The organism is Novosphingobium sp. AAP83, assembly GCF_001295795.1.
GTDB lineage: Bacteria > Pseudomonadota > Alphaproteobacteria > Sphingomonadales > Sphingomonadaceae > Novosphingobium.
The window spans coordinates 215,953-235,145 of the sequence record NZ_LJHY01000004.1 but is presented as its reverse complement, the minus strand read 5'-3'; the positions used below and the strand labels follow the sequence as shown (position 1 = coordinate 235,145).

At 61.5% G+C, this 19,193-nt stretch carries 18 protein-coding genes and 1 pseudogene; 8 read left to right on the top strand and 11 right to left on the bottom strand.

Annotated features, from left to right (window positions below):
* Positions 1-43: 43 nt before the first annotated feature.
* The 5 genes and pseudogenes from IP81_RS04160 to IP81_RS04140 form a co-directional block, all read right to left on the bottom strand.
* Positions 44-1,219: an acetyl-CoA C-acyltransferase gene (locus IP81_RS04160; protein ID WP_054106700.1), complete on the bottom strand. Its 1,176-nt coding sequence runs from the start codon at positions 1,217-1,219 to the stop codon at positions 44-46.
* Between the two features lie 27 nt (positions 1,220-1,246).
* Positions 1,247-2,497: pseudogene (locus IP81_RS04155) on the bottom strand (3-hydroxyacyl-CoA dehydrogenase NAD-binding domain-containing protein); the annotation flags it as partial.
* Positions 2,498-2,532: 35 nt separating this feature from the next.
* Positions 2,533-3,765: a serine hydrolase gene (locus tag IP81_RS04150; RefSeq protein WP_054106766.1), complete on the bottom strand. Its 1,233-nt coding sequence runs from the start codon at positions 3,763-3,765 to the stop codon at positions 2,533-2,535.
* A gap of 13 nt (positions 3,766-3,778) precedes the next feature.
* A complete protein-coding gene (locus IP81_RS04145) occupies positions 3,779-4,573 on the bottom strand; it encodes a thioesterase family protein (protein ID WP_054106698.1) in 795 nt (264 codons plus the stop codon).
* A 203-nt stretch (positions 4,574-4,776) separates the two neighbouring features.
* Entirely contained in the window at positions 4,777-5,664 is an 888-nt protein-coding gene (locus tag IP81_RS04140) for a LysR family transcriptional regulator (protein WP_054106697.1), read from the bottom strand.
* A 97-nt stretch (positions 5,665-5,761) separates the two neighbouring features.
* Between IP81_RS04140 and IP81_RS04135 the strand changes: the two genes are divergently transcribed.
* From IP81_RS04135 to dapE, 3 genes are all read left to right on the top strand, one after another.
* Complete coding sequence (locus IP81_RS04135) at positions 5,762-6,874, top strand: S-(hydroxymethyl)glutathione dehydrogenase/class III alcohol dehydrogenase (protein WP_054106696.1); 1,113 nt, start codon at positions 5,762-5,764, stop codon at positions 6,872-6,874.
* A gap of 339 nt (positions 6,875-7,213) precedes the next feature.
* Positions 7,214-7,876: a glutathione S-transferase family protein gene (locus IP81_RS04130; protein ID WP_054106695.1), complete on the top strand. Its 663-nt coding sequence runs from the start codon at positions 7,214-7,216 to the stop codon at positions 7,874-7,876.
* The gene (dapE, locus tag IP81_RS04125) at positions 7,876-8,997 is read left to right on the top strand and encodes a succinyl-diaminopimelate desuccinylase (RefSeq protein WP_054106694.1); all 1,122 of its coding nucleotides are present in this window, start codon (positions 7,876-7,878) and stop codon (positions 8,995-8,997) included. The genes IP81_RS04130 and dapE overlap by 1 nt, the downstream gene beginning before the upstream one ends.
* Here dapE and IP81_RS04120 read toward each other — a convergent pair.
* The 3 genes from IP81_RS04120 to IP81_RS04110 are packed head-to-tail and all read right to left on the bottom strand — an operon-like array spanning position 8,981 to position 11,502.
* Positions 8,981-9,547 carry a Smr/MutS family protein gene (locus IP81_RS04120; RefSeq protein ID WP_054106693.1) on the bottom strand — a complete coding sequence of 189 codons (567 nt, stop codon included), beginning with the start codon at positions 9,545-9,547 and terminating at the stop codon, positions 8,981-8,983. The genes dapE and IP81_RS04120 overlap by 17 nt on opposite strands.
* Positions 9,547-10,746, bottom strand: a complete 1,200-nt coding sequence (locus IP81_RS04115) for a murein transglycosylase A (RefSeq protein WP_157573068.1) — start codon at positions 10,744-10,746, stop codon at positions 9,547-9,549. Before IP81_RS04115 ends, IP81_RS04120 begins: the two co-directional genes overlap by 1 nt.
* Before the next feature lie 54 nt (positions 10,747-10,800).
* Positions 10,801-11,502, bottom strand: a complete 702-nt coding sequence (locus IP81_RS04110) for a Tim44/TimA family putative adaptor protein (protein WP_054106692.1) — start codon at positions 11,500-11,502, stop codon at positions 10,801-10,803.
* 231 nt (positions 11,503-11,733) lie between these two features.
* Here IP81_RS04110 and secB point away from each other — a divergent pair, with 231 nt between their 5' ends.
* From secB to IP81_RS04090, 4 genes are all read left to right on the top strand, one after another.
* Positions 11,734-12,267, top strand: coding sequence for a protein-export chaperone SecB (secB, locus tag IP81_RS04105; protein ID WP_054106764.1), 534 nt, complete (start codon positions 11,734-11,736; stop codon positions 12,265-12,267).
* Between the two features lie 106 nt (positions 12,268-12,373).
* Positions 12,374-13,945 (top strand): murein biosynthesis integral membrane protein MurJ, encoded by a 1,572-nt coding sequence (murJ, locus tag IP81_RS04100; RefSeq protein WP_054106691.1) that lies wholly within the window; start codon positions 12,374-12,376, stop codon positions 13,943-13,945.
* A gap of 11 nt (positions 13,946-13,956) precedes the next feature.
* A complete protein-coding gene (gene trpS / locus IP81_RS04095; protein WP_054106690.1) occupies positions 13,957-14,976 on the top strand; it encodes a tryptophan--tRNA ligase in 1,020 nt (339 codons plus the stop codon).
* Positions 14,977-15,133: 157 nt separating this feature from the next.
* Complete coding sequence (locus IP81_RS04090; RefSeq protein WP_054106689.1) at positions 15,134-15,874, top strand: DUF4136 domain-containing protein; 741 nt, start codon at positions 15,134-15,136, stop codon at positions 15,872-15,874.
* A 63-nt stretch (positions 15,875-15,937) separates the two neighbouring features.
* On the opposite strand, the gene dut is transcribed toward IP81_RS04090, so the two are convergent.
* Together dut and coaBC are read right to left on the bottom strand one after the other, a co-directional pair.
* Positions 15,938-16,405 (bottom strand): dUTP diphosphatase, encoded by a 468-nt coding sequence (gene dut / locus IP81_RS04085; RefSeq protein WP_157573066.1) that lies wholly within the window; start codon positions 16,403-16,405, stop codon positions 15,938-15,940.
* Entirely contained in the window at positions 16,392-17,588 is a 1,197-nt protein-coding gene (gene coaBC, locus IP81_RS04080) for a bifunctional phosphopantothenoylcysteine decarboxylase/phosphopantothenate--cysteine ligase CoaBC (protein ID WP_054106762.1), read from the bottom strand. The genes dut and coaBC overlap by 14 nt, the downstream gene beginning before the upstream one ends.
* Before the next feature lie 101 nt (positions 17,589-17,689).
* Here coaBC and IP81_RS04075 point away from each other — a divergent pair, with 101 nt between their 5' ends.
* Positions 17,690-18,088: a hypothetical protein gene (locus IP81_RS04075; RefSeq protein ID WP_054106688.1), complete on the top strand. Its 399-nt coding sequence runs from the start codon at positions 17,690-17,692 to the stop codon at positions 18,086-18,088.
* Here the strand turns inward: IP81_RS04075 and IP81_RS04070 are convergent.
* Entirely contained in the window at positions 18,085-19,188 is a 1,104-nt protein-coding gene (locus IP81_RS04070; protein ID WP_231626224.1) for an acyltransferase, read from the bottom strand. The genes IP81_RS04075 and IP81_RS04070 overlap by 4 nt on opposite strands.
* Between the last annotated feature and the right edge of the window lie 5 nt (positions 19,189-19,193).

Here is a 19,193-nt window from a genome sequence, read left to right as displayed (position 1 = left end):
GGTCGGGGGTGGGCTTTCCCGACCTATCCCGCAGCCACCAAACTCAAAGAACCTCGAACAGCCCCGCCGCACCCATGCCGCCGCCAACGCACATCGTCACGACCACATACTTTGCACCCCGGCGCTTGCCTTCGATCAGCGCGTGCATCACGCCGCGCGCGCCGGTCATGCCATAAGGATGCCCGATGGAAATGGCGCCGCCATTCACGTTCAGCAGCTCGTTCGGAATGCCCAGCTTGTCGCGGCAGTACAGCACTTGCACCGCGAAGGCCTCGTTCAGTTCCCACAGCCCGATGTCGGCCATGTTCAGGCCAAAGCGTGAAAGCAGCTTGGGGATCGCAAAGACCGGGCCGATGCCCATTTCGTCCGGCTCGGTCCCGGCCACGGCCATGCCTACATAGCGGCCCAGCGGTGCCAGCCCGCGCTTGGCGGCAAGTGCGGCTTCCATCACCACCACAGCTGCGGAACCATCGGAAAGCTGGCTGGCGTTGCCCGCCGTCACAAGCCCGCCTTCGATTACGGGCTTCAACGCGGTCAGGCTTTCCAGCGTGGTCGAAGGGCGGTTGCCTTCGTCCTTGGTCAGGTGGACATCCTGGAAGGTGACCTCGCCGGTCTCCTTGTTCTGCACGCCCATCTTGGCATCGACGCCCACGATCTCATCATCGAACTTGCCTGCCGCTTGCGCCGCTGCCGTGCGCATTTGCGATTGGAACGCGTATTCGTCACAAGCCTCGCGGCTGATGGCATAGCGTTTGCCGACCACTTCGGCGGTTTGCAGCATCGGCATGTAGATCGCCTTGTGCATGGCAATCAGGCTGGGGTCGAACGCCATGCGCAGCTCTTTGGTCTGCACCAGACTGATCGATTCTTGACCGCCTGCGGCCACCACGTCCATGCGGTCGACAATCACCTGCTTAGCGGCGGTGGCAATCGTCATCAGGCCTGACGAGCACTGGCGGTCCATGCTCATACCCGATGTGGTCACCGGCAGGCCTGCCTTCAGCGCCACCAGACGTGCGATATTGGCGGCCTGCTCACCCTGTTGCAGCGCGCTGCCCCACAGCACGTCGTCCACTTCGGCAGGATCGATCCCGGCGCGGGCAACCGCGGCTTGCAGCGATAGCGCGCCCAGCGATGCCCCCTGCGTTGCATTGAACGCGCCCTTGTAGGCACGGCCAATCGGGGTACGGGCGGCGGATACGATTACGGCGTCACGCATTGTCATAACTCCTCGAAACGGGTTGGATCAGGCGTTGAACTTTTCGCCAGCCGCCGCTTTGCGCGCCAGCAGCGGGGCCACGGGCAGGCCGTGCTTTGTCAGGCCGGCGGCAACGGTATCGGGGCCGATATGGTCGGCCCAGAACATCGGCCCGCCGGTCCATGCTGGCCAGCCATAGCCGTTGAGCCACACCGTATCGATGTCGCTCGCCCGTTGCGAAATGCCCTCATCAAGGATCATCGCGCCTTCGTTGATCATCGGATAGAGCAGGCGTTCGCGGATCTCGTCCTTGCCGATCTCGCGCTGCGGCCTCCCGGTCTTCTGGCCTTCCTTTGCGGCGAATTGCGCGATGATCGCCTTCACCTCATCCGAAGGGCTGCGCTGGCGGTTGTCGTCATAGTCATAGAAGCCCTTCTTGGTCTTCTGTCCCCAACGGCCCGCCGCGCACAGCGCATCGCGCACTGATTCAATCCGCGCAGGATCGCGGTGCCAGCCGATGTCGAGGCCCGCCAGATCGGCCATCTGCCACGGCCCCATCGGGAAGCCGAATTCGAGCAGCGCCTCGTCCACGTCCCAGTAATTCGCGCCTTCCATGATCAGCGCCAGCGCCTGATCCTGACGCGGGCTGAGCATGCGGTTGCCGATAAAGCCATGGCATACGCCCGAAACGACCGGCACTTTGCCGATCTTCACCGACAGCGCCATGACCGTCGCCAGTTGCGCGTGGCCCGTCTTTGCACCGCGCACCACTTCGAGCAGCTTCATCACATTGGCGGGCGAAAAGAAGTGCATGCCCAGCACCGCTTCGGGGCGGTTCGTTGCAGCCGCAATGGCGTTCACATCCAGATAACTGGTGTTAGACGCCAAAATTGCACCCGCTTTCGCCACCTTGTCGAGCTTGCCGAACACGTCTTTCTTCACGTCCATGCTCTCATAGACGGCCTCGATGATCAGGTCGGCCTCGGCCAAAGCGCCAAAATCCAGCGTCGGCGTCAACCGCGCCATCGCGGCCTGCGCATCAGCCGCCTCCATCTTCCCCCGCTTGACGGTGTTCTCGTAATTTTTGCCCATCGTCGCCACACCGCGATCCAGCGCCTCTTGCGTCATTTCCACGATGGTCACGGGAATGCCCGCCGACAGGAAATTCATCGTGATCCCGCCGCCCATCGTGCCAGCCCCGATTACGCCAACGCGGGCGATAGGCAGCAGCGCGGTATCGGCAGGAATATCTTCAATCGTCGCGGCCAGTTTGCGCGCGGCATCGATATGCTCTTTGGCACCGGGTATCGCATCAGACATCGGCTCTCTCCAGTTCAGGCGCGGCTTGTGGTCAGCGCGCTATAGATCAGCGTCTTCAACTGACGCCGGATGGGGTAAACAAACGAGGGGTAAAGCTGCGTCATGAACACCATGTGCAGCTTCTCTACCGGATCAACCATGAACGCGGTCGAGAAGATTCCGCCCCAGTAAAACTCACCGGCAGACCCCGGTACCAGCGCGCGCGCCGGATCGATGGTCACGCCAAAACCAAGGCCGAACCCCGCGCCTGCATTATGCGCTTCGCTGAACAACGACCGCGAGATTTGCGTGAGGTCTGCGCCGCCGGGCAGGTGATTGGCGGTCATCAATTGCAGCGTCTTGGGGCTGATGATGCGCGCGCCATCCACACCGCCACCGTTCACCAGCATCTGGCAAAAGCGGTGGTAATCTGCCGTGGTAGACAGCAACCCGCCGCCCCCGCTTTCAAAACGCGGCTCGCGCAGGGTGCTCGATTTTGCCGCCGGATCAAACAACAGCGGGGCCTCGCCCTCGCGATAAGCCCAGGCATCGGTCAACCGGTGCGCTTTGTCAGCAGGGCAATGAAAGCCGGTATCGACCATGCCCAGCGGCCCAAAAATGCGCGTGGCAAAGAACTCCCTCAAGCTCATGCCCGAAAGCCGCGCCACAATCGCGCCCAGCACATCGCTGCTCACCGAATAGTTCCAGCCCTGTCCCGGCTCGAACTCCAGCGGCAATTTGGCCAGTTCGGCCAAGAAGTGATCGTTGCCGGGCAGGCTGGCATGCCCGTCCAGCCGCCCTTTGCGATAAGCCGCGTCCACATTCGTGCGGTTCTGCAGGCCATATGTCAGCCCCGACATGTGCGTGAGCAGATCGACCATCCGCATCGCGGGTGCAGGCTTTGCGGGAAAGAAGTCCATCTCTCCGCCGCCACCGGTATAAACGCCCAGCTTGGCAAATTCGGGCACCACTTTCGTCACCGGATCATCCAGCGCCACTTTGCCTTCTTCCACCAGCATCATGAACGCCACCGCCGTCAGCGGCTTGGTCATCGATGCAATGCGGAAGATGCCGTCGGTAGCCATCGCCATGCCATCGGCGCGCGCAAGGCCGGAGGTGTGGCGATAAACCGCCTTACCATCGCGCGCCACCAGCACATCCACGCCGGGCAAGCGGCCCGATGCGACATATTCCGCATCCAGGAACGCGCCGATACGTTCAAGGCGCGCGCTATCAAAGCCAAGCGATGTAGGGTCGGCAAGGGTCATCAGGTCAGTTCCATCATCCAAACACCGCGACGCTTTGCAGCCCGCGCATTACTTCTACACCATCAGCGTTCCACATCCGCAGGGTTTCGCTGTCAAACCCTTCGGCCATGTGGTTCGATGCTGTTTCCAGCAGCCACCAGCCATCGCGCGTGGTTGGCGTATCGCCCAGTAAGGTGATGGCCCAGCTGATCGAACTGATCGGTCCTCGTCGTTCCATTTCGCGTAAGGAGCCCGGCGGCAGAGCGTCGGCAAGCAGAACCAATTCTCCGATTGGATCAAGGCCATCTCGGTTCTTCAGCCGGATCCAGCGGCGCACCACGCCGGGACGCACATCACCCTCAGCTTTGCCATATCGCATTTCAAGGTTTTGAATGAAGTGCAGCCCATCGGAATTGGGGATGGGCGCTGCGTCCTCAAACAGGGCTATGTCTGCCAATGTGCTGGCAGCGACAGCGCCATTGGCGGGCCGTGCGCCGCCAAACACCCACATTCCGCGATGAGCAAGCGATCCGTCGCAATACAGATCGGTCTGGACCTGGCTGACATTTTTGCCTTGGCGCAGCACTAAAACCTCGATTTCCACGTCAGCACCCACCGGCGCAATAAACCCGATTTGGCCCGCGCGCAAAGAAGGCAGATCAGGCATGGCTTGGCGGATGGCGCAATAGGCGAGAAAAGTGGAAGCACCGCCATACATCGTGCGGCCTTGCAGCCATCCGTCGACGCCTGTGGCCACGAAACGTGGGCCAACTTGCGTCAATCCGGCACCGATGTGGCCCATGGCGGGCAGGGTTGCGGCGCTGCTCATCGGGCGAGCGCTCGCGAAAAGCGGGCGATATAACCTTGCAATGACCTCTCCTTGCGCAGTGTCGCGACTCTTGTAGAGGCTGTGTTAGTGCAACTTTACGTTAAGGGAAAGTCTCGCAAACCCGCACAAATGCGTCAATCGTGCGCTTACGCTACGGCAAGCTGGCATCACAGCGTGCGATTTTTTTTGGCAGCGGATGGTCGTCAGTGCAGCAACAAAGCAGACGGCAAATCCCGTCGCAGCACATCGATCAACCGCTGCACTTTGGGCAGCAAATGGCGGCGTTGCGGATAGACCGCCCAGATCGGGTCATCATCAGGCCGATGCGCTTGCAGAACCTCGACAAGCTGGCCCTCGGCAATGGCCCGGTTCACATAGAACGCAGGCAATTGGCACAGGCCTATGCCCGCCAGCGTCGCTTCAAGCACGGCTGCCCCGCTGTTGCAGCGCCAGCGTCCGCGCGGGCGCAATGTGCGCGGTTCGCCATCTATGCCAAAGCGCCACATGTCAGACGTGGCCAGCAAGCATTCGTGCTGCTCCAGATCATCGGCTGACTGCGGCACGCCGCGCTTTGCGAGATAAGCGGGCGCGGCGCAGGTTATGATACCGCGCATGGCCACTTGCGTGCGGATCAGGCGGCTATCGGGCAAGCTACCGGTGCGGATGGCCAGATCGAACCCTTCCGATACCAATTCGACCACGCGGTTGGTCAGATCCAGATCGACCGAAAGCTTCGGGTATTGCTGCACATAGCCGCGCACAATGGGCGCGATGAACCGCTCGCCCAGCGCGGTGGGGCAGGTGATGCGCAATTGCCCTTGCGGCTCGCCTTGCAGATCGAGCATCGCGATGGCCTCGTCACGCTCGGCAATCAGGCGGCGGAACTGGTCTACCAGCGTGCGTCCGGTATCGGTCAGGCTGACCGCGCGGGTGGTGCGGTGAAAGAACTGCGCGCCAAGGCTTTGCTCCAGCCGGGCCACCGCGCGGCTCACGTGCGATGTCGATGTACCCAACCGCTTGGCCGCGCTGACAAAGGTGCCGGTATCGGCCACCGCAACCACTTCATCAAATCCATCCCAGCGGCTGCTCATTGTTCTCGTCTTGCAACAGTGTTTATCATAATGGGCAATTTATCAGTTCCATTGCAATTATGCTATCGCCACACTTACGTTTCAGGGAGACAACCAGATGAAGACCCGCGCCGCCGTTGCGTTCGCCCCCAAACAGCCGCTTGAGATTGTCGAGCTTGATCTTGAAGGCCCCAAGGCTGGCGAAGTGCTGGTCGAGATCATGGCCACGGGCGTCTGCCACACCGATGCCTATACGCTTGACGGGTTCGATAGCGAAGGCCTGTTCCCCAGCGTGCTGGGCCATGAAGGCGCAGGCGTGGTGCGCGAAGTCGGCCCCGGCGTCACTTCGGTAAAGCCCGGCGATCACGTTATCCCGCTTTACACGCCCGAATGCCGCCAGTGCAAATCGTGCCTTTCGGGCAAGACCAACCTTTGCACCGCGATCCGCGCCACGCAGGGCAAGGGCCTGATGCCCGATGGCACCAGCCGCTTCTCCTACAAGGGCCAGACCATCTTCCATTATATGGGCTGCTCCACGTTCTCGAACTTCACCGTCCTGCCCGAAATCGCGGTCGCCAAAATCCGCCAAGACGCCCCGTTCCAGTCGGCCTGCTATATCGGCTGCGGCGTGACGACGGGCGTGGGCGCGGTGGTCAACACCGCCAAAGTCCAAGTCGGCGATAACGTCGTCGTCTTCGGCCTTGGCGGCATCGGCCTCAACGTGATCCAGGGCGCGCGTCTGGCAGGTGCTGGCAAGATCATCGGCGTCGATATCAACCCTGATCGCGAGGAATGGGGCCGCAAGTTCGGCATGACAGACTTCCTCAACTCCAAGGGGCTGAGCCGCGAGGAAACCGTCGCCAAGGTTGTCGAGCTGACCGACGGCGGCGCGGATTACACTTTCGATGCCACCGGCAACACCGAAGTGATGCGCACTGCATTGGAAGCCTGCCATCGCGGCTGGGGCACCAGCATTATCATCGGCGTGGCCGAAGCGGGCAAGGAAATCGCCACGCGTCCGTTCCAGCTCGTCACCGGCCGCAACTGGCGCGGCACTGCATTCGGCGGGGCCAAGGGTCGCACCGATGTGCCCAAGATTGTCGACATGTATATGACCGGCAAGATCGAAATCGATCCGATGATCACCCACGTCATGGGCCTCGAAGAAATCAACACCGCGTTCGATCTGATGCACGCAGGCCAGTCGATCCGCTCGGTCGTGGTGTTCTGATCGCGCACAGGCTCAAACGCATCTGAAACACGAAAAGGGGCCGGGGGGACCATCGCGTTCTCCCGGCCTCTTTTCGCGTGAAATCCTGCTTCCGAAATCCAACATCCGGCCAAATCGGAAGTATCTGCGCTGTCCTACAAGGCACGACCAGCGCCACCAAAACCGCATGGAAAGCCCTGAAAACCGCACCATTTGCAATGACCGCCCGGCCCGTTCCCGGGGGCTCGCATTTCTCTCTCTGAACAGTGTAAACTGTGTAAACCTGTTCAGCCTCGACACTGTGAACCTGAACGGCTAGGCGGCGTCGAAATGGCGTCGAAACGGCATGGGGTAATCACGATGAAGCTGATCATCGGCAACAAAAACTACTCAAGCTGGTCCTTGCGCGGCTGGCTGGCCGCCAAGCAATCGGGCCTTGCCTTCGATGAAGTCGTCGTCTCGCTCTATGGCAAGGGTTGGGACGATGCGCGCAGCAGCGAGAGCCTCGCCCCGTCCGGCGGCAAAGTGCCGATCCTGTGGGATGGCGAAACGGTGGTGTGGGACAGCCTCGCCATCCTCGATCACCTTGCCGACAAAGTGGGGCGGGACCGCTTCTGGCCCAAGGACGAAGCCGCCCGCGCCATGGCGCGCTCGATGGTCGCCGAAATGCATTCAGGCTACCTCGCACTGCGCAGTGCCATGCCGATGAACATCCGCAATCGCGTGGCAGGGTTCGAGGTCGCCCCGCAGGTGCGTGCCGATATCGTCCGCATCCTTGGCCTCTGGGCCGAAGCCCGCGCGCGCTTCGGCGATGGCGGCCCGTTCCTGTTCGGCGCGTTCGGCGCGGCAGACATCGTCTACGCGCCTGTCGTTGCGCGGTTCATCACCTACGGCGTCACCGTGCCCGGCTTTGCACAGGCCTATATTGACGCGGTGTGGAGCCATGACTGGATGCAGGCGTGGGTCAATGCGGCGATGGCCGAAGACTGGGTAATTGAACAATTCGAAGAGGTTGCCGCCTGATGCTTGATCCCGTCGTCCTTGCCGAACGTCTGATCGATTGCGAAAGCGTGACGCCTGCCACCGGCGCGGTGTTCGATTGCCTTGCCGCCATGCTCGAACCGCTGGGCTTTGCGATCCATCGCTTCGTTGCGGGCGAAGCGCCCGATGGTCCGGTCGAAAACCTGTTCGCCATCCGCCAAGGCCCTGCAGGTTCGCGCCACTTCGCCTTTGCCGGTCACCTCGATGTGGTCCCGCCGGGTGAAGGCTGGACGTCCGGCCCGTTCAAGGCCGAGCGGCGCGGCGAACTGCTCTACGGGCGCGGCGCGGTCGATATGAAGGGCTCAATCGCCTCGATGGTCGCGGCGGTTGCCGATATTCCGGCAGAGGCAGGCACGCTCAGCTTCATCATCACCGGCGACGAAGAAGGCCCCGCGCGTTTCGGCACCGTGCCCCTGATCGAACTGATCCGCGAATTGCAGGCAGAGCCGGACCTGTGTCTTGTTGGCGAGCCGACTTCGGTTCACCGGCTAGGCGATATGGTCAAGATCGGGCGGCGCGGTTCGGTCAACATGTGGATCACCTGCATGGGCGCGCAAGGCCATGTCGCCTACCCGCACCTTGCCGATAACCCGATCCCGCGCCTGATCGCGCTGCTGGCGGAACTCGATGCGCTGGTGCTCGATGGCGGGACCGATTGGTTCCAGCCTTCCAACCTTGAGGTGACCGACCTTGAGGTGGGCAACAAGGCCACCAATGTGATCCCCGCCGAAGCCCGCGCGCGCATTTCGATCCGCTTCAACGACCGGCATTCGGGTGCAACGCTCGTCGCCATCGTCGAAGAGATCGCCCGCCGCCACAAGGGCGAAGTCCGCGCGGTGATCTCGGGCGAAAGCTTCATCACCCTGCCCGGTGCGTTCTCGACGATTATTGCCGATGCGGTGAAAGCCGAAACCGGCCTTGATCCCGAGCTATCGACCAGCGGCGGCACATCAGACGCGCGGTTCCTGCGTGCGGTTTGCCCGGTCGTCGAATTCGGCCTGTGCAACGCCACGATGCACAAGACCGACGAGGCGGTTGCGGTGGAAGATTTGCGCGTTCTGCAAAGGATTTACACGCGGATCGCGATCAGCGCGCTTTCCTGAGCACGATATAGACCGCGCCCGATCCGCCATGGCGCGGCTGTGCCGGGCGGACGGCGGCGATGTTGCGGGCGTGGGGGCTATGGGCCAGCCAGTCGAGCAGTTTGGCACGGATCACCCCGCGCTGCGATCCGCGCGCATCGCGTTCATCATGCGGACGCGGCTTGCCGGCGATCAGCAGGATCACCCGCGAACCCATCGCCAAGGCCTGCGCGATCCCGCCATTCAGGCGGCCATGCGCGGCATCAAGGTTCATGCCGTGCAGATCGATGGTCACATCAGGCACAATCGCCCCGCGCGCCAGCTTGCGATCCCAAGATGCATCCAGCCCGTGGCTTTGCAGCGGCCGCGCAACCGGTGATGGCAGGGGCGGCGCGGGCAGGGGCGCTGGTACGCGGCCTTTGATCGGTTTGGGTCTGGCTGGCGCTTGGACAACCGCCGGTTCGGCCAGCACCGGCTTGGCCTTGCGCACCGGATTGAGCGGGACGACGGTCGCCGCGACGCGTTCCCACAGCGCTGCCTCATCGGGCGAGAGGCCACGCGGCGCGCGCATCAGCGCTGGCCCAGACGCGCCAGCGTACCCTTGGGCAGGAGGATCACGGCCCGTCCCCGCGCGCTCATCCCGCCAGCAATCTCGCGCGCCTCGGCTCCCGCGCCCCAGAACGTATCAAAGCGGTTGGCACCCCGAATGGCCCCGCCGGTATCTTGTGCCACCCACAAGCCGCTGGCATCCTTGAGATCAAGCTGCAACCACACCGGTGCGCCCAGCGGGACATAGGCAGGGTCAACCGCGACAGTAGAGCGGCCAACGATAGGTACGCTCAGCGCTCCGATCGGCCCAGCGCCGACCAGCTCGCGAAAGAACACATAGCTGCGGTTCATGCGCATCAAAGCGCGGCCCTCGGCGGGGAAATCGCGCAAATACTGCTGGATGCCCTGCATTGATCCCGAATACTGGCCAGGCGCGCTGCCGATCAGCCCGCGCTCACGCATCACCGAGCCAATGCCCACATACGCCTGACCGTTTTGCCCGGCAAAGCCGATGCGGATCACACTACCATCGGGCGCGCGCAGACGACCAGAGCCCTGGATTTGCAGAAAGAACACTTCGACAGGATCGGCCGCCCAGCCAATCTCAAGGCCTTTGCCCGTCAGTGCCCCGCTATCGATCTGGGCACGATCAAAATACTGCGTGAACACACCTGCATCATCATAGCGCCCCAGCGGCATGCGGCCATCAGGCAAAGGCTGCGCATCCCCCTTCTTTGCACGAACGAGGTCGGGGGGAAGTTTATAGATCGGGACATCGAAACCTGGCTGGCGTTGCCGGACGCCGGCAATTTCAGGTTCGAAGTAGCCGGTAACGAACGCATTGCCGTCACCGACTTCAGCGGTTTCAAAGTAGGTCGAGAAAAATCGTGTCGCATCGCCGGAAGGCCATGATCGGGCCGCGGCACAAGCGGACGACCAGTCTTCTGGCCTAGTAAGGCCTGAAGAGTCCGCGCGTTTGGTAAGCCTGCCGCAAGATTGCACGAAGGTGCCCAGTGCGGCGGCGGTGTTTTCAGCCTTAAAACCAAGGCCCGCTGGCATCGGTCCGTTGGTGATCCCGGTGAGAGCAGCAGTTGCCCCTGTGACGGCAGGTTTTGTAATTGCAGGCTTTGTGACGACCGTTGCCGGGCGGGTTGTTTGCGGAACCAGCCGGATGCAACCGCCAAGAAGCGCTACAGCGAGCAGGAGGGAAAGGCGCAGCATTGCGTTTTCATGCCGGGTGTATCCGGCAGCGCCTTCCCCCAACATCACTCCGACTCAGGCTTCGTCAGTTTCGTCCAGCAGCCAATCAGCATCGCTTGACATAAGATCGCGGCGGAATGTCCACACGTCACGCGCCTCAATCGCATCGTCAAGTGTGCCGGCAATGACCTGACCGTCCGAATCACGGGTGATCGAAGCGATATCTGCCAAAAAGCGGACGGTGATTCGCGCGATTGTGCCATCCAGTGTTGCGGCAATGATGCGAGCCTCTTCGATACGGATAAGGCGTGCTTCAACAGTTTCACCCGCTTCGACGCGGGCATCGATGGCCGACGCGAAACCCTCGTACACATCAGCGTCACAAAGCTGGTTTAGATCATCCTTGTCGGCACGCCAGAATGCTTCAAGCACCATGCGATAGGCCCCTTTGGAACCGGCAAGGAACTGGGCAAGATCAAACCGGCGGTCTGCCGCGATGATCGCGCGCACACCGATTTCTGCGCGATTATCCAAGGTGTTGGGTTCCGGCGCGGCGTTTTCACGCGCGCGGCTTCCGTTTGCACCGCCTTCGACAAGACGCGGCGCTGCGGCTTGTTGCGCAGCAGTGCGGTTTTGTGCCGACGGATCGTGCTGTTCGATTCGGCGGCGCGCAGGCTCTTCGTCACGCTCGGGCCGGCGGCCGAGTACGGAGTAAAGACGCAGGCCCAGAAAGGCTGCAATCATCGCCAGGATAACAATCTGAACAATCACGCACATTTTTCCCGAACTGACCAAACCTGCACAAAGCGTGTCCGGCATCGTTTCAATCTGCCTTAAATAGGTACGGATTACAAATGAACAACGCGTGCATGACCCATAGGGCGAAACGAAACGGGCTGGATTTGGGACCGGTTGCCGCAGCCTGGCTTTAAACATGGCGCATTGCCGCGTGATTGCTGTGGTGCTAGGCGCGCGGCCAAGACCAAAACTACCAAGAAAGCTGTCCTCATGGCCGACGAAGGCAACATCATTTCGAATCTCAACCTTGACGAGCAGGGCCACGGCGGTCCGGTTCCCAATGGTGAAGACACCTCACCGGCGATTGGCCTGATTTCGCAATATGTGAAAGACCTGTCGGTCGAGAACCCGAATGCCCCTGAAAGCTACCAGTGGACCGACGTTCCCGAGATGGCTGTGGACTTCAATATTTCGGCACGCGTCATCCAGCCTGAAATTCACGAGATCGAACTGAAGATCAACGTGACGTCAAAGGGCCCGCAAGGCACTGCGTTCATCGTCGAACTGGCCTACTGCGGCTTGATCGGCATGCGCAACGTGGCCGAAGAGCAGGCGCATCCGTTCCTGTTTGCCGAAGGTCCGCGCATCCTGTTCCCGTTTGCCCGCCGCATCATCGCCGATGCCGTGCGCGATGCAGGTTATCCGCCGATGATGCTGGAACCGATCGATTTTAACGGCTTATACTTGCAGCAACTGGCGCAGGCCCAAGCGACGGCTGAGGCAGTGCCTGCGGGTAACGCCTGATTCCCGGATCTCTCGAAATCCCGCCCGGACGGGGCATGAAGGTATGCGATGGGCATAGCCTTCGACAGGCTCGGTACGGGCGGGTTTTGAGTGAAGGGGCTACGCGATGAATCTGCTGAAGGCGACCGGCACGATTGGCGGGCTGACATTGCTCAGCCGCGTTCTGGGACTTTTGCGCGATAGCCTGTTTGCGCGCTATGTCGGTGCAAGCTTTGCCTCTGACGCGTTTCTGGTGGCATTCCGCCTGCCAAACATGTTTCGCGCGTTGTTTGCCGAAGGTGCGTTTACGTCTGCCTTCATCCCGATGTTCAATAAGAAGGTGGCCGATCCCGAAGGCAAGGGATTGCGCGACGGGCTGGACTTTGCCGAAGCGGCGCTGGCGGTTTTGCTACCGGTCCTGATCGTGATGACGGTGCTGCTCGAAGTGTTCGCATGGCCAGTCACTTTCGTGCTTTCCGGCAAGTTTAACGGGGTAAGCGCCGAGCAGTTTGCCTATGCCGTTCAGCTCTCGCGGTTGACGATCCCTTATCTGATGCTGATCAGCCTGGTTTCGCTGTTTGGCGGCATCCTCAATTCGATGAACAAGTTTTGGGTCAACGCCGCCGCGCCGATCCTGCTTAACGTGACGCTGATCGCCGCACTGCTGGGGTTTCATTCCGATGATCCGCTGATAACCGCGCGCAATCAGGCGATCGGCGTTTCGGTTTCGGGTGCCTTGCAACTGGCGTGGCTGGCGTGGGCTTGCCGCAGTAATGGCGTGCGTTTGCGGCTGCGGCGTCCGCGTTTGACCCCGGAAGTGAAGCGCTTGTTGATGCTGATCCTCCCTGCTGCAGCGGGCGCGGGTGCCGTTCAGATCAATCTCGTGGTTTCAACCGCGCTGGCGGCTTCGTTGCTCGCCAACGGCTCGGTAACCTATATTTATATGGCTGACCGGCTAAACCAGTTGCCGCTGGGGCTAATCGGCATCGGCCTTGGCACCGTGCTGCTACCAACGATTTCGCGCCAGTTAGGCGGGGGCGAAGAGGCCGCAGCGATGGAAACGCAGAACCGGGGCATGGAACTGGCGCTGCTGCTAACGCTTCCCGCCACGATGGCGCTGGTGCTGTGCGGTGAGCCGATTACGGCGGCGCTGTTCGGCTATGGCAAATTCGACGCGCTCGACACGCATTATACCGCGCAAGCGCTGGCGGCGTTTTCGATCGGCTTGCCAAGCTACATTCTGGTAAAGATGCTGACACCGGGCTTCTATGCGCGGCAAGACACCAAAACGCCGGTCCGCTATGCCATGATCTCGATGGGGGTGAACCTGATCGGCAATCTGATGTTGATCGTGCCGCTGCAACATATGGGGCCTCCGCTGGCCACCGCGATAGCCTCAACCGTTAATGTGTGGTTGCTCTATCGCACGCTGGTGAAGCGCGGGCACTTTGTCGCCGATGCGCGGCTGAAACGCCGGGTTTGGCGTTTGGCACTGGCGGCGCTGGCGATGGGCGGTGTGCTGTGGCTGGGGCAGGGGCTGGTCTTGCCCTATGTTCATGGCACCTGGACGATCCGCATTGCGGCGATGGCTGCACTGGTCACCGCCGGAGCGGTGGTCTATGGGCTCGCCACGGTCATTCTGGGGGCATTCTCCAAGGACGATCTCAAACTTCTCCTGCGGCGTCGCCGCGCCAATTGAAGGCCACTTTGATGCGCATCGTTTCCGGTATCCAGCCCACGGGCAATCTCCACCTCGGCAATTACCTTGGTGCGATCCGGAACTGGGTGCGCATGCAGGATGAATATTCGGCCAAAGGCGGGCAGTGCCTTTATTTCCTGGCCGATCTGCACGCCATTTCAATGCCGCATACGCCGTCAGAACTGGGCGCGGCCACGCGTGAAATGGTGGCAGCGCTGGTTTCTTGCGGAATTGATCCGGATAAGTCGATCCTGTTCAATCAGGCGCAAGTGCCCGCCCATGCCGAATTGCAGTGGTTGCTGAATGGCACCGCGCGGATGGGCTGGTTGAACCGCATGACGCAGTGGAAGGACAAGGCGGGCAAGAACCGCGAGGGTGCTTCTGTAGCGCTTTTCACTTATCCGGTGCTCCAAGCTGCTGACGTGTTGCTCTATCAGGCAACACACGTGCCTGTGGGCGAAGACCAGAAGCAACATCTGGAACTGGCGCGCGACATTGCGCAAAAGTTCAACAACGATTTCTGCGCAGAAGACGCGCCGCTGTTCACACTGCCCGAACCGATCATCCCGCCAGAAGCCGCCCGGATCATGTCTTTGCGCGATGGCAGCGCCAAAATGAGCAAGTCTGATCCATCGGATATGAGCCGGATCAACCTCACCGACGATGCCGATGCGATCATGCAGAAGGTGAAGAAGGCCAAAACCGATCCCGAACCATTGCCCGCAACAGTCGAAGGTTTGGCCGGACGGCCCGAGGCGAACAACCTTGTCGGCATCTATGCCGCGATGGCAGGGGTGACACCGGCCTCCGTGCTGACTGATTTTGAAGGCAAGGGCTTTGGCCAGTTTAAGCCTGCGTTGGGCGAACTGCTCGTCGAAAAGCTTTCGCCGATGGCTGCGCGTTATCGCGAGTTGCGGCAAGACCGTGAATCGCTGGATGCCATTTTAGCCAAGGGAGCGTTCAAGGCGCGTGATCTTGCTGCGCCCACTCTGGCGCGTACTTATGAAGCGTTGGGCCTCGTAAGAGGCTGAGGCGCAAGCTGAATTGTTGCAAAGCATGGCTCGCGTGCAAATAATGTTGCCGGAGCCATTCAACGTGCATTCAGCACCTCCCGTCCAAAAAGACGGCATGCTATGCGATCGTACGTCCGATTAGGATGTGGTAGGCTGCACGTAAGGAGTCGCAACGATGAAAACCCTATTGCACAGCAAGCTTTTGGCGACCGGTCGGCGTCGGCTTGTTGGCGTTGCCGCAGTGCCGCTATTGCTGGCCACACTGGCGGGCTGCACCACCCCGTTCAAGGCTGACGTTCAGCGTTTCCAAGGGCAGCTTCCGGCACCGCAAGGACAGACCTTTGCGATTGTCGCCGATGATCCCAAGGATGCAGGCGGCCTGGAATTTGCGCAATATGCCTCGCTTGTCGGCGGGCAACTGCAAAAGCTGGGCTATGCGCCCGCCAATGCCGACGTTGCCGATATGATCGTGCGCTTTGATTACGGCGTTGATCAGGGCCGTGACCGTATCCGCCAAACCGGCTTCAACGATCCCTTCTGGGGTGGTTGGGGCGGCTGGGGTGGCTGGGGTCCGGGATGGGGCCCGGGCTTTCGTAGAGGCTTTGGCGGCTGGGGTGGCGGTGGCTGGGGCTGGGGCTGGAACGATCCGTTCTTCTTCGGTGGCGGCGGCTGGGGCGGCGGCGGCGTTGATGTAGTCACGGTTTACACCAGCGGCATCGATCTGAAGATTGATCGCCGCGCAGATGGCCAGCGTCTGTTCGAAGGCAAGGCCGAAGCAGCCTCGCAATCGAACCGCCTGTCTTATGTGGTGCCCAATCTGGTTGAAGCGATGTTCACGGGCTTCCCCGGCAACAACGGCGAAACCTTGCGCATTTCCATCGCGCCTGAAAAGAAGACGGTGAAGAAGGTAAAGTAACCTTCCGTTTTCGGATGACAGAAGGCCTCGCAGCGATGCGGGGCCTTTTTGGCTGGTGGCCCTTTAGCCCTTCAGCGCCGCCAATCCGCCGGTTGAACCAAAGCCGCCTTCGCCGCGCGCGGTCTCGTCAAGCTCGGCAACCTCAAGCCACGTTCCGCGTGTCACGGGAGCGACAACGAGTTGCGCTACGCGATCACCCCGGCGGATCGCGAAAGTCTCTGGCCCGAGGTTGATCATGATGACTTTGAGCTCGCCGCGATAATCGCTGTCAATCGTACCGGGCGTATTGGGCACGGTAACGCCGTGCTTCAGCGCAAGGCCGGAGCGGGGGCGGACCTGGATTTCAAATCCATGCGGAATGGCGACCGATAGCCCGGTGGCAACTGCGTGGCGCGCGCCGGGGGCAAGGTCCACATCCTCGGCGGCAACCACGTCCATGCCCGCCGCGCCTGCGGTGGCATAGGCGGGAAGCGGCAGGCCCTCACCATGGGGCAGACGCTTTACAAGCACGGAAACTTCAGGCGAGGACATCGGCGATCCTTTGGACAAGAGCAGCAGCGGCGGCATCTTTGGGCATTTCACCCAGGCTTTCGATGCCCGCTGCACTGACGATATGCAGCGCGTTGATCTCGCCGCCCATCTTGTGCGTGGCGACATCGTTGGCAACGATCCAGTCTGCGCCTTTGCGCGCCAGCTTGGCCTGCGCGTGGGCCAGAACATCGTTGGTTTCGGCGGCAAAGCCGATCACCAGCGGCGGGCGGCGGTCTGATTTGCACAGCGTAGCGAGGATATCTGGGTTCTCGACCAGTTGCAGCGGTGGCACTTGGCCCGAACCGTCCTTCTTGATCTTCTGGTTCGCCTCTCCGGCAGAGCGCCAATCGGCCACAGCGGCCACCATGATCGCAACATCGGCAGGAAGCGCGGCATCAACTGCGGCAGACATCTGGCGCGCCGTTTCCACATCGACGCGCGTGACCCCTGCGGGAGTCTGCAAGGTGACCGGGCCAGCGATCAGCGTCACCTGCGCGCCTGCCTTGGCAGCGGCAGCGGCGATGGCAAAGCCTTGCTTGCCGCTCGACCGGTTGGCGATGTAGCGCACCGGATCAATCGGTTCGTGCGTCGGGCCTGCGGTGATCAGCACGCGTTTGCCGGTAAGCGGGCCTGCGACATTGGTGGCGCCAAGCCGGTCGGCAATCGCCGCCAGCACCGCTTCGGGTTCTGGCAGACGCCCTGGGCCATATTCCCCGCAAGCCATCACGCCTTCGTCTGGGTTAAGCACGGTCACGCCGGAGCCGCGCAAGGTGGCGACATTGCGCACGGTGGCGGCGTGTTGCCACATCCGCACGTTCATCGCGGGCACGGCCATCACCGGCTTGTCCGTCGCCAGCAGCAGTGTGGTGGCCAGATCATCGGCAATGCCCGCTGCCATGCGCGCCATCAGGTCAGCCGTCGCAGGGCACACAACGATCAGGTCTGCCTGCCGCGAAAGCTGGATGTGCCCCATCTCGACCTCGTTCTTGAGGTCCCACAGCGTGGTGTGGACGGGATTTTCGCTGAGCGCCGCCAGCGTCATCGCGGTAACGAAATGCGCGCCGCCATCGGTAAGGACGCAAGTGACGTCCGCGCCCTGTTTGCGGATAAGCCGCACCATTTCGCAGGCTTTATAAGCCGCGATCCCGCCGCCGACGATAAGGAGAATGCGTTTGCCGATCATTGCACCGCGCTTGTGCAATGGCTGGGCCATGCGCGCAATCCTTTTGCGTATGGTGCCTGTATGGTGCACTCTGCACGCCACAAACCTGAAGGTGACACCGAATGAGACTTATCCTGACCGCAGTGGTGTTCCTTGGCGGGTTGCTCAACCTGTTTATGGCGATTTCGTTCCTGATCGATCCTGCACAAGCCGCGCGCGGTCTGGGCGTGCTGGCAAGTGGCGCGGCGGGCGTCTCGACCATCCGCGCGGACTTCACATCGTTTTTCGGCGTTGCCGGGGTGTGCATGATGTGGGGCGCATGGCGGCGCAATGCCGACCTGTTGCTGGTGCCAGCGCTGTTGTTTGGCGCATCATTTGCCGGCCGCTTGCTCGATCTGGGCCTGTCGGGCAGCTATCCCGACTGGGCCATACCGATGATCTATGAGGCTTTGCACGTGTTGCTGATGCTGGCAGCATGGCGGCTTTTGCCGCACCACAAGCTAGCGGAGATCGCGGCCTAGGCTTTTCGGGCTTTAACCCTCGCCCACAATGCGAACACCGCCTTTTGCGCGGGGCGTTCAAACAGCTTGTGGCTGATGAATCCTGCCGCGATGGCAATGCTGACGAAGACGATCAGGAACCACGGCTGGCGCGCAATGTCGCGGGGGATGCCGATGGAATCGATGATCAGCACGATCGTAAGCTGGATCGGGATGTGCCACAAATAGATGCCATAAGACGCATCGCCCAGCTTCTGGCCAAAGCTGAGGCGGCCTTTGGCGTCTGAAAGATCGGCGGCAAGCGTGAGGAATACCACGCCGAAGGTGCCCGCAATCGTGGCAGCATCCCCGCCGCGGTAGGTGGCTTTGAGCCAGAATGCAGCGACTATCAACGCAGCGCCAAAGGGCAGGAGGTTCTCAATGCGCAGCCAGCCTTTGAGCGCGGCGCCATAGACCGCACAGCCCACGAAGAAGTAGCCGACGCAAGACAGCACCTCTTTATTCGGGCCACCCTTGAGCATGTACCAAAGCATCCCGACACCCAGCACCGATGCCAGAGCGAGCGGCAAGCGGCGCAAGCCCGGTAGCGCGAGCCAGAACACGAGGTAGGCCAGAATCTCGGTCGAGAGCGACCATGATGGGCCATTGAACGATTGGTTATTCTGCCAACCCCAATACTGCATCAGCGGCAGGGAGAGCAGGAAGTGCTTCAGATCGTTGGTGTGGTAGATGAATTCGGTGCCGGTGCGCGTGAAGTAAATCCCTTGCAGCAGCGCCATCAGGCCCAGCGTCAGCAGGTGCAGCGGCCACAGCCGCGCAAACCGTGCCAGCCAGAACCGCCCCCGCGCGCGCGGGTCTGAAAGATAGACGTGGGCGAAGACGAAGCCCGATACCGCCCAAAAATACTGCACCGCCGTGTGGCCGTGATTATACAGCCAGCTTAGCACCGGATACCAAGGCTGGATCGCCCGATCGACGTGCACGTGATAGGGCACCGGCGGCACAAAGATATGCTGGTAATGCCAGAACAGCACCATGATCGCCGCCAGCAGGCGCGACAGGTCCAGCGCATGGAAATGGCGCTTGGGCAGGCGCAAATGCGAGATATCGTAGTGTGGCAAGGGCT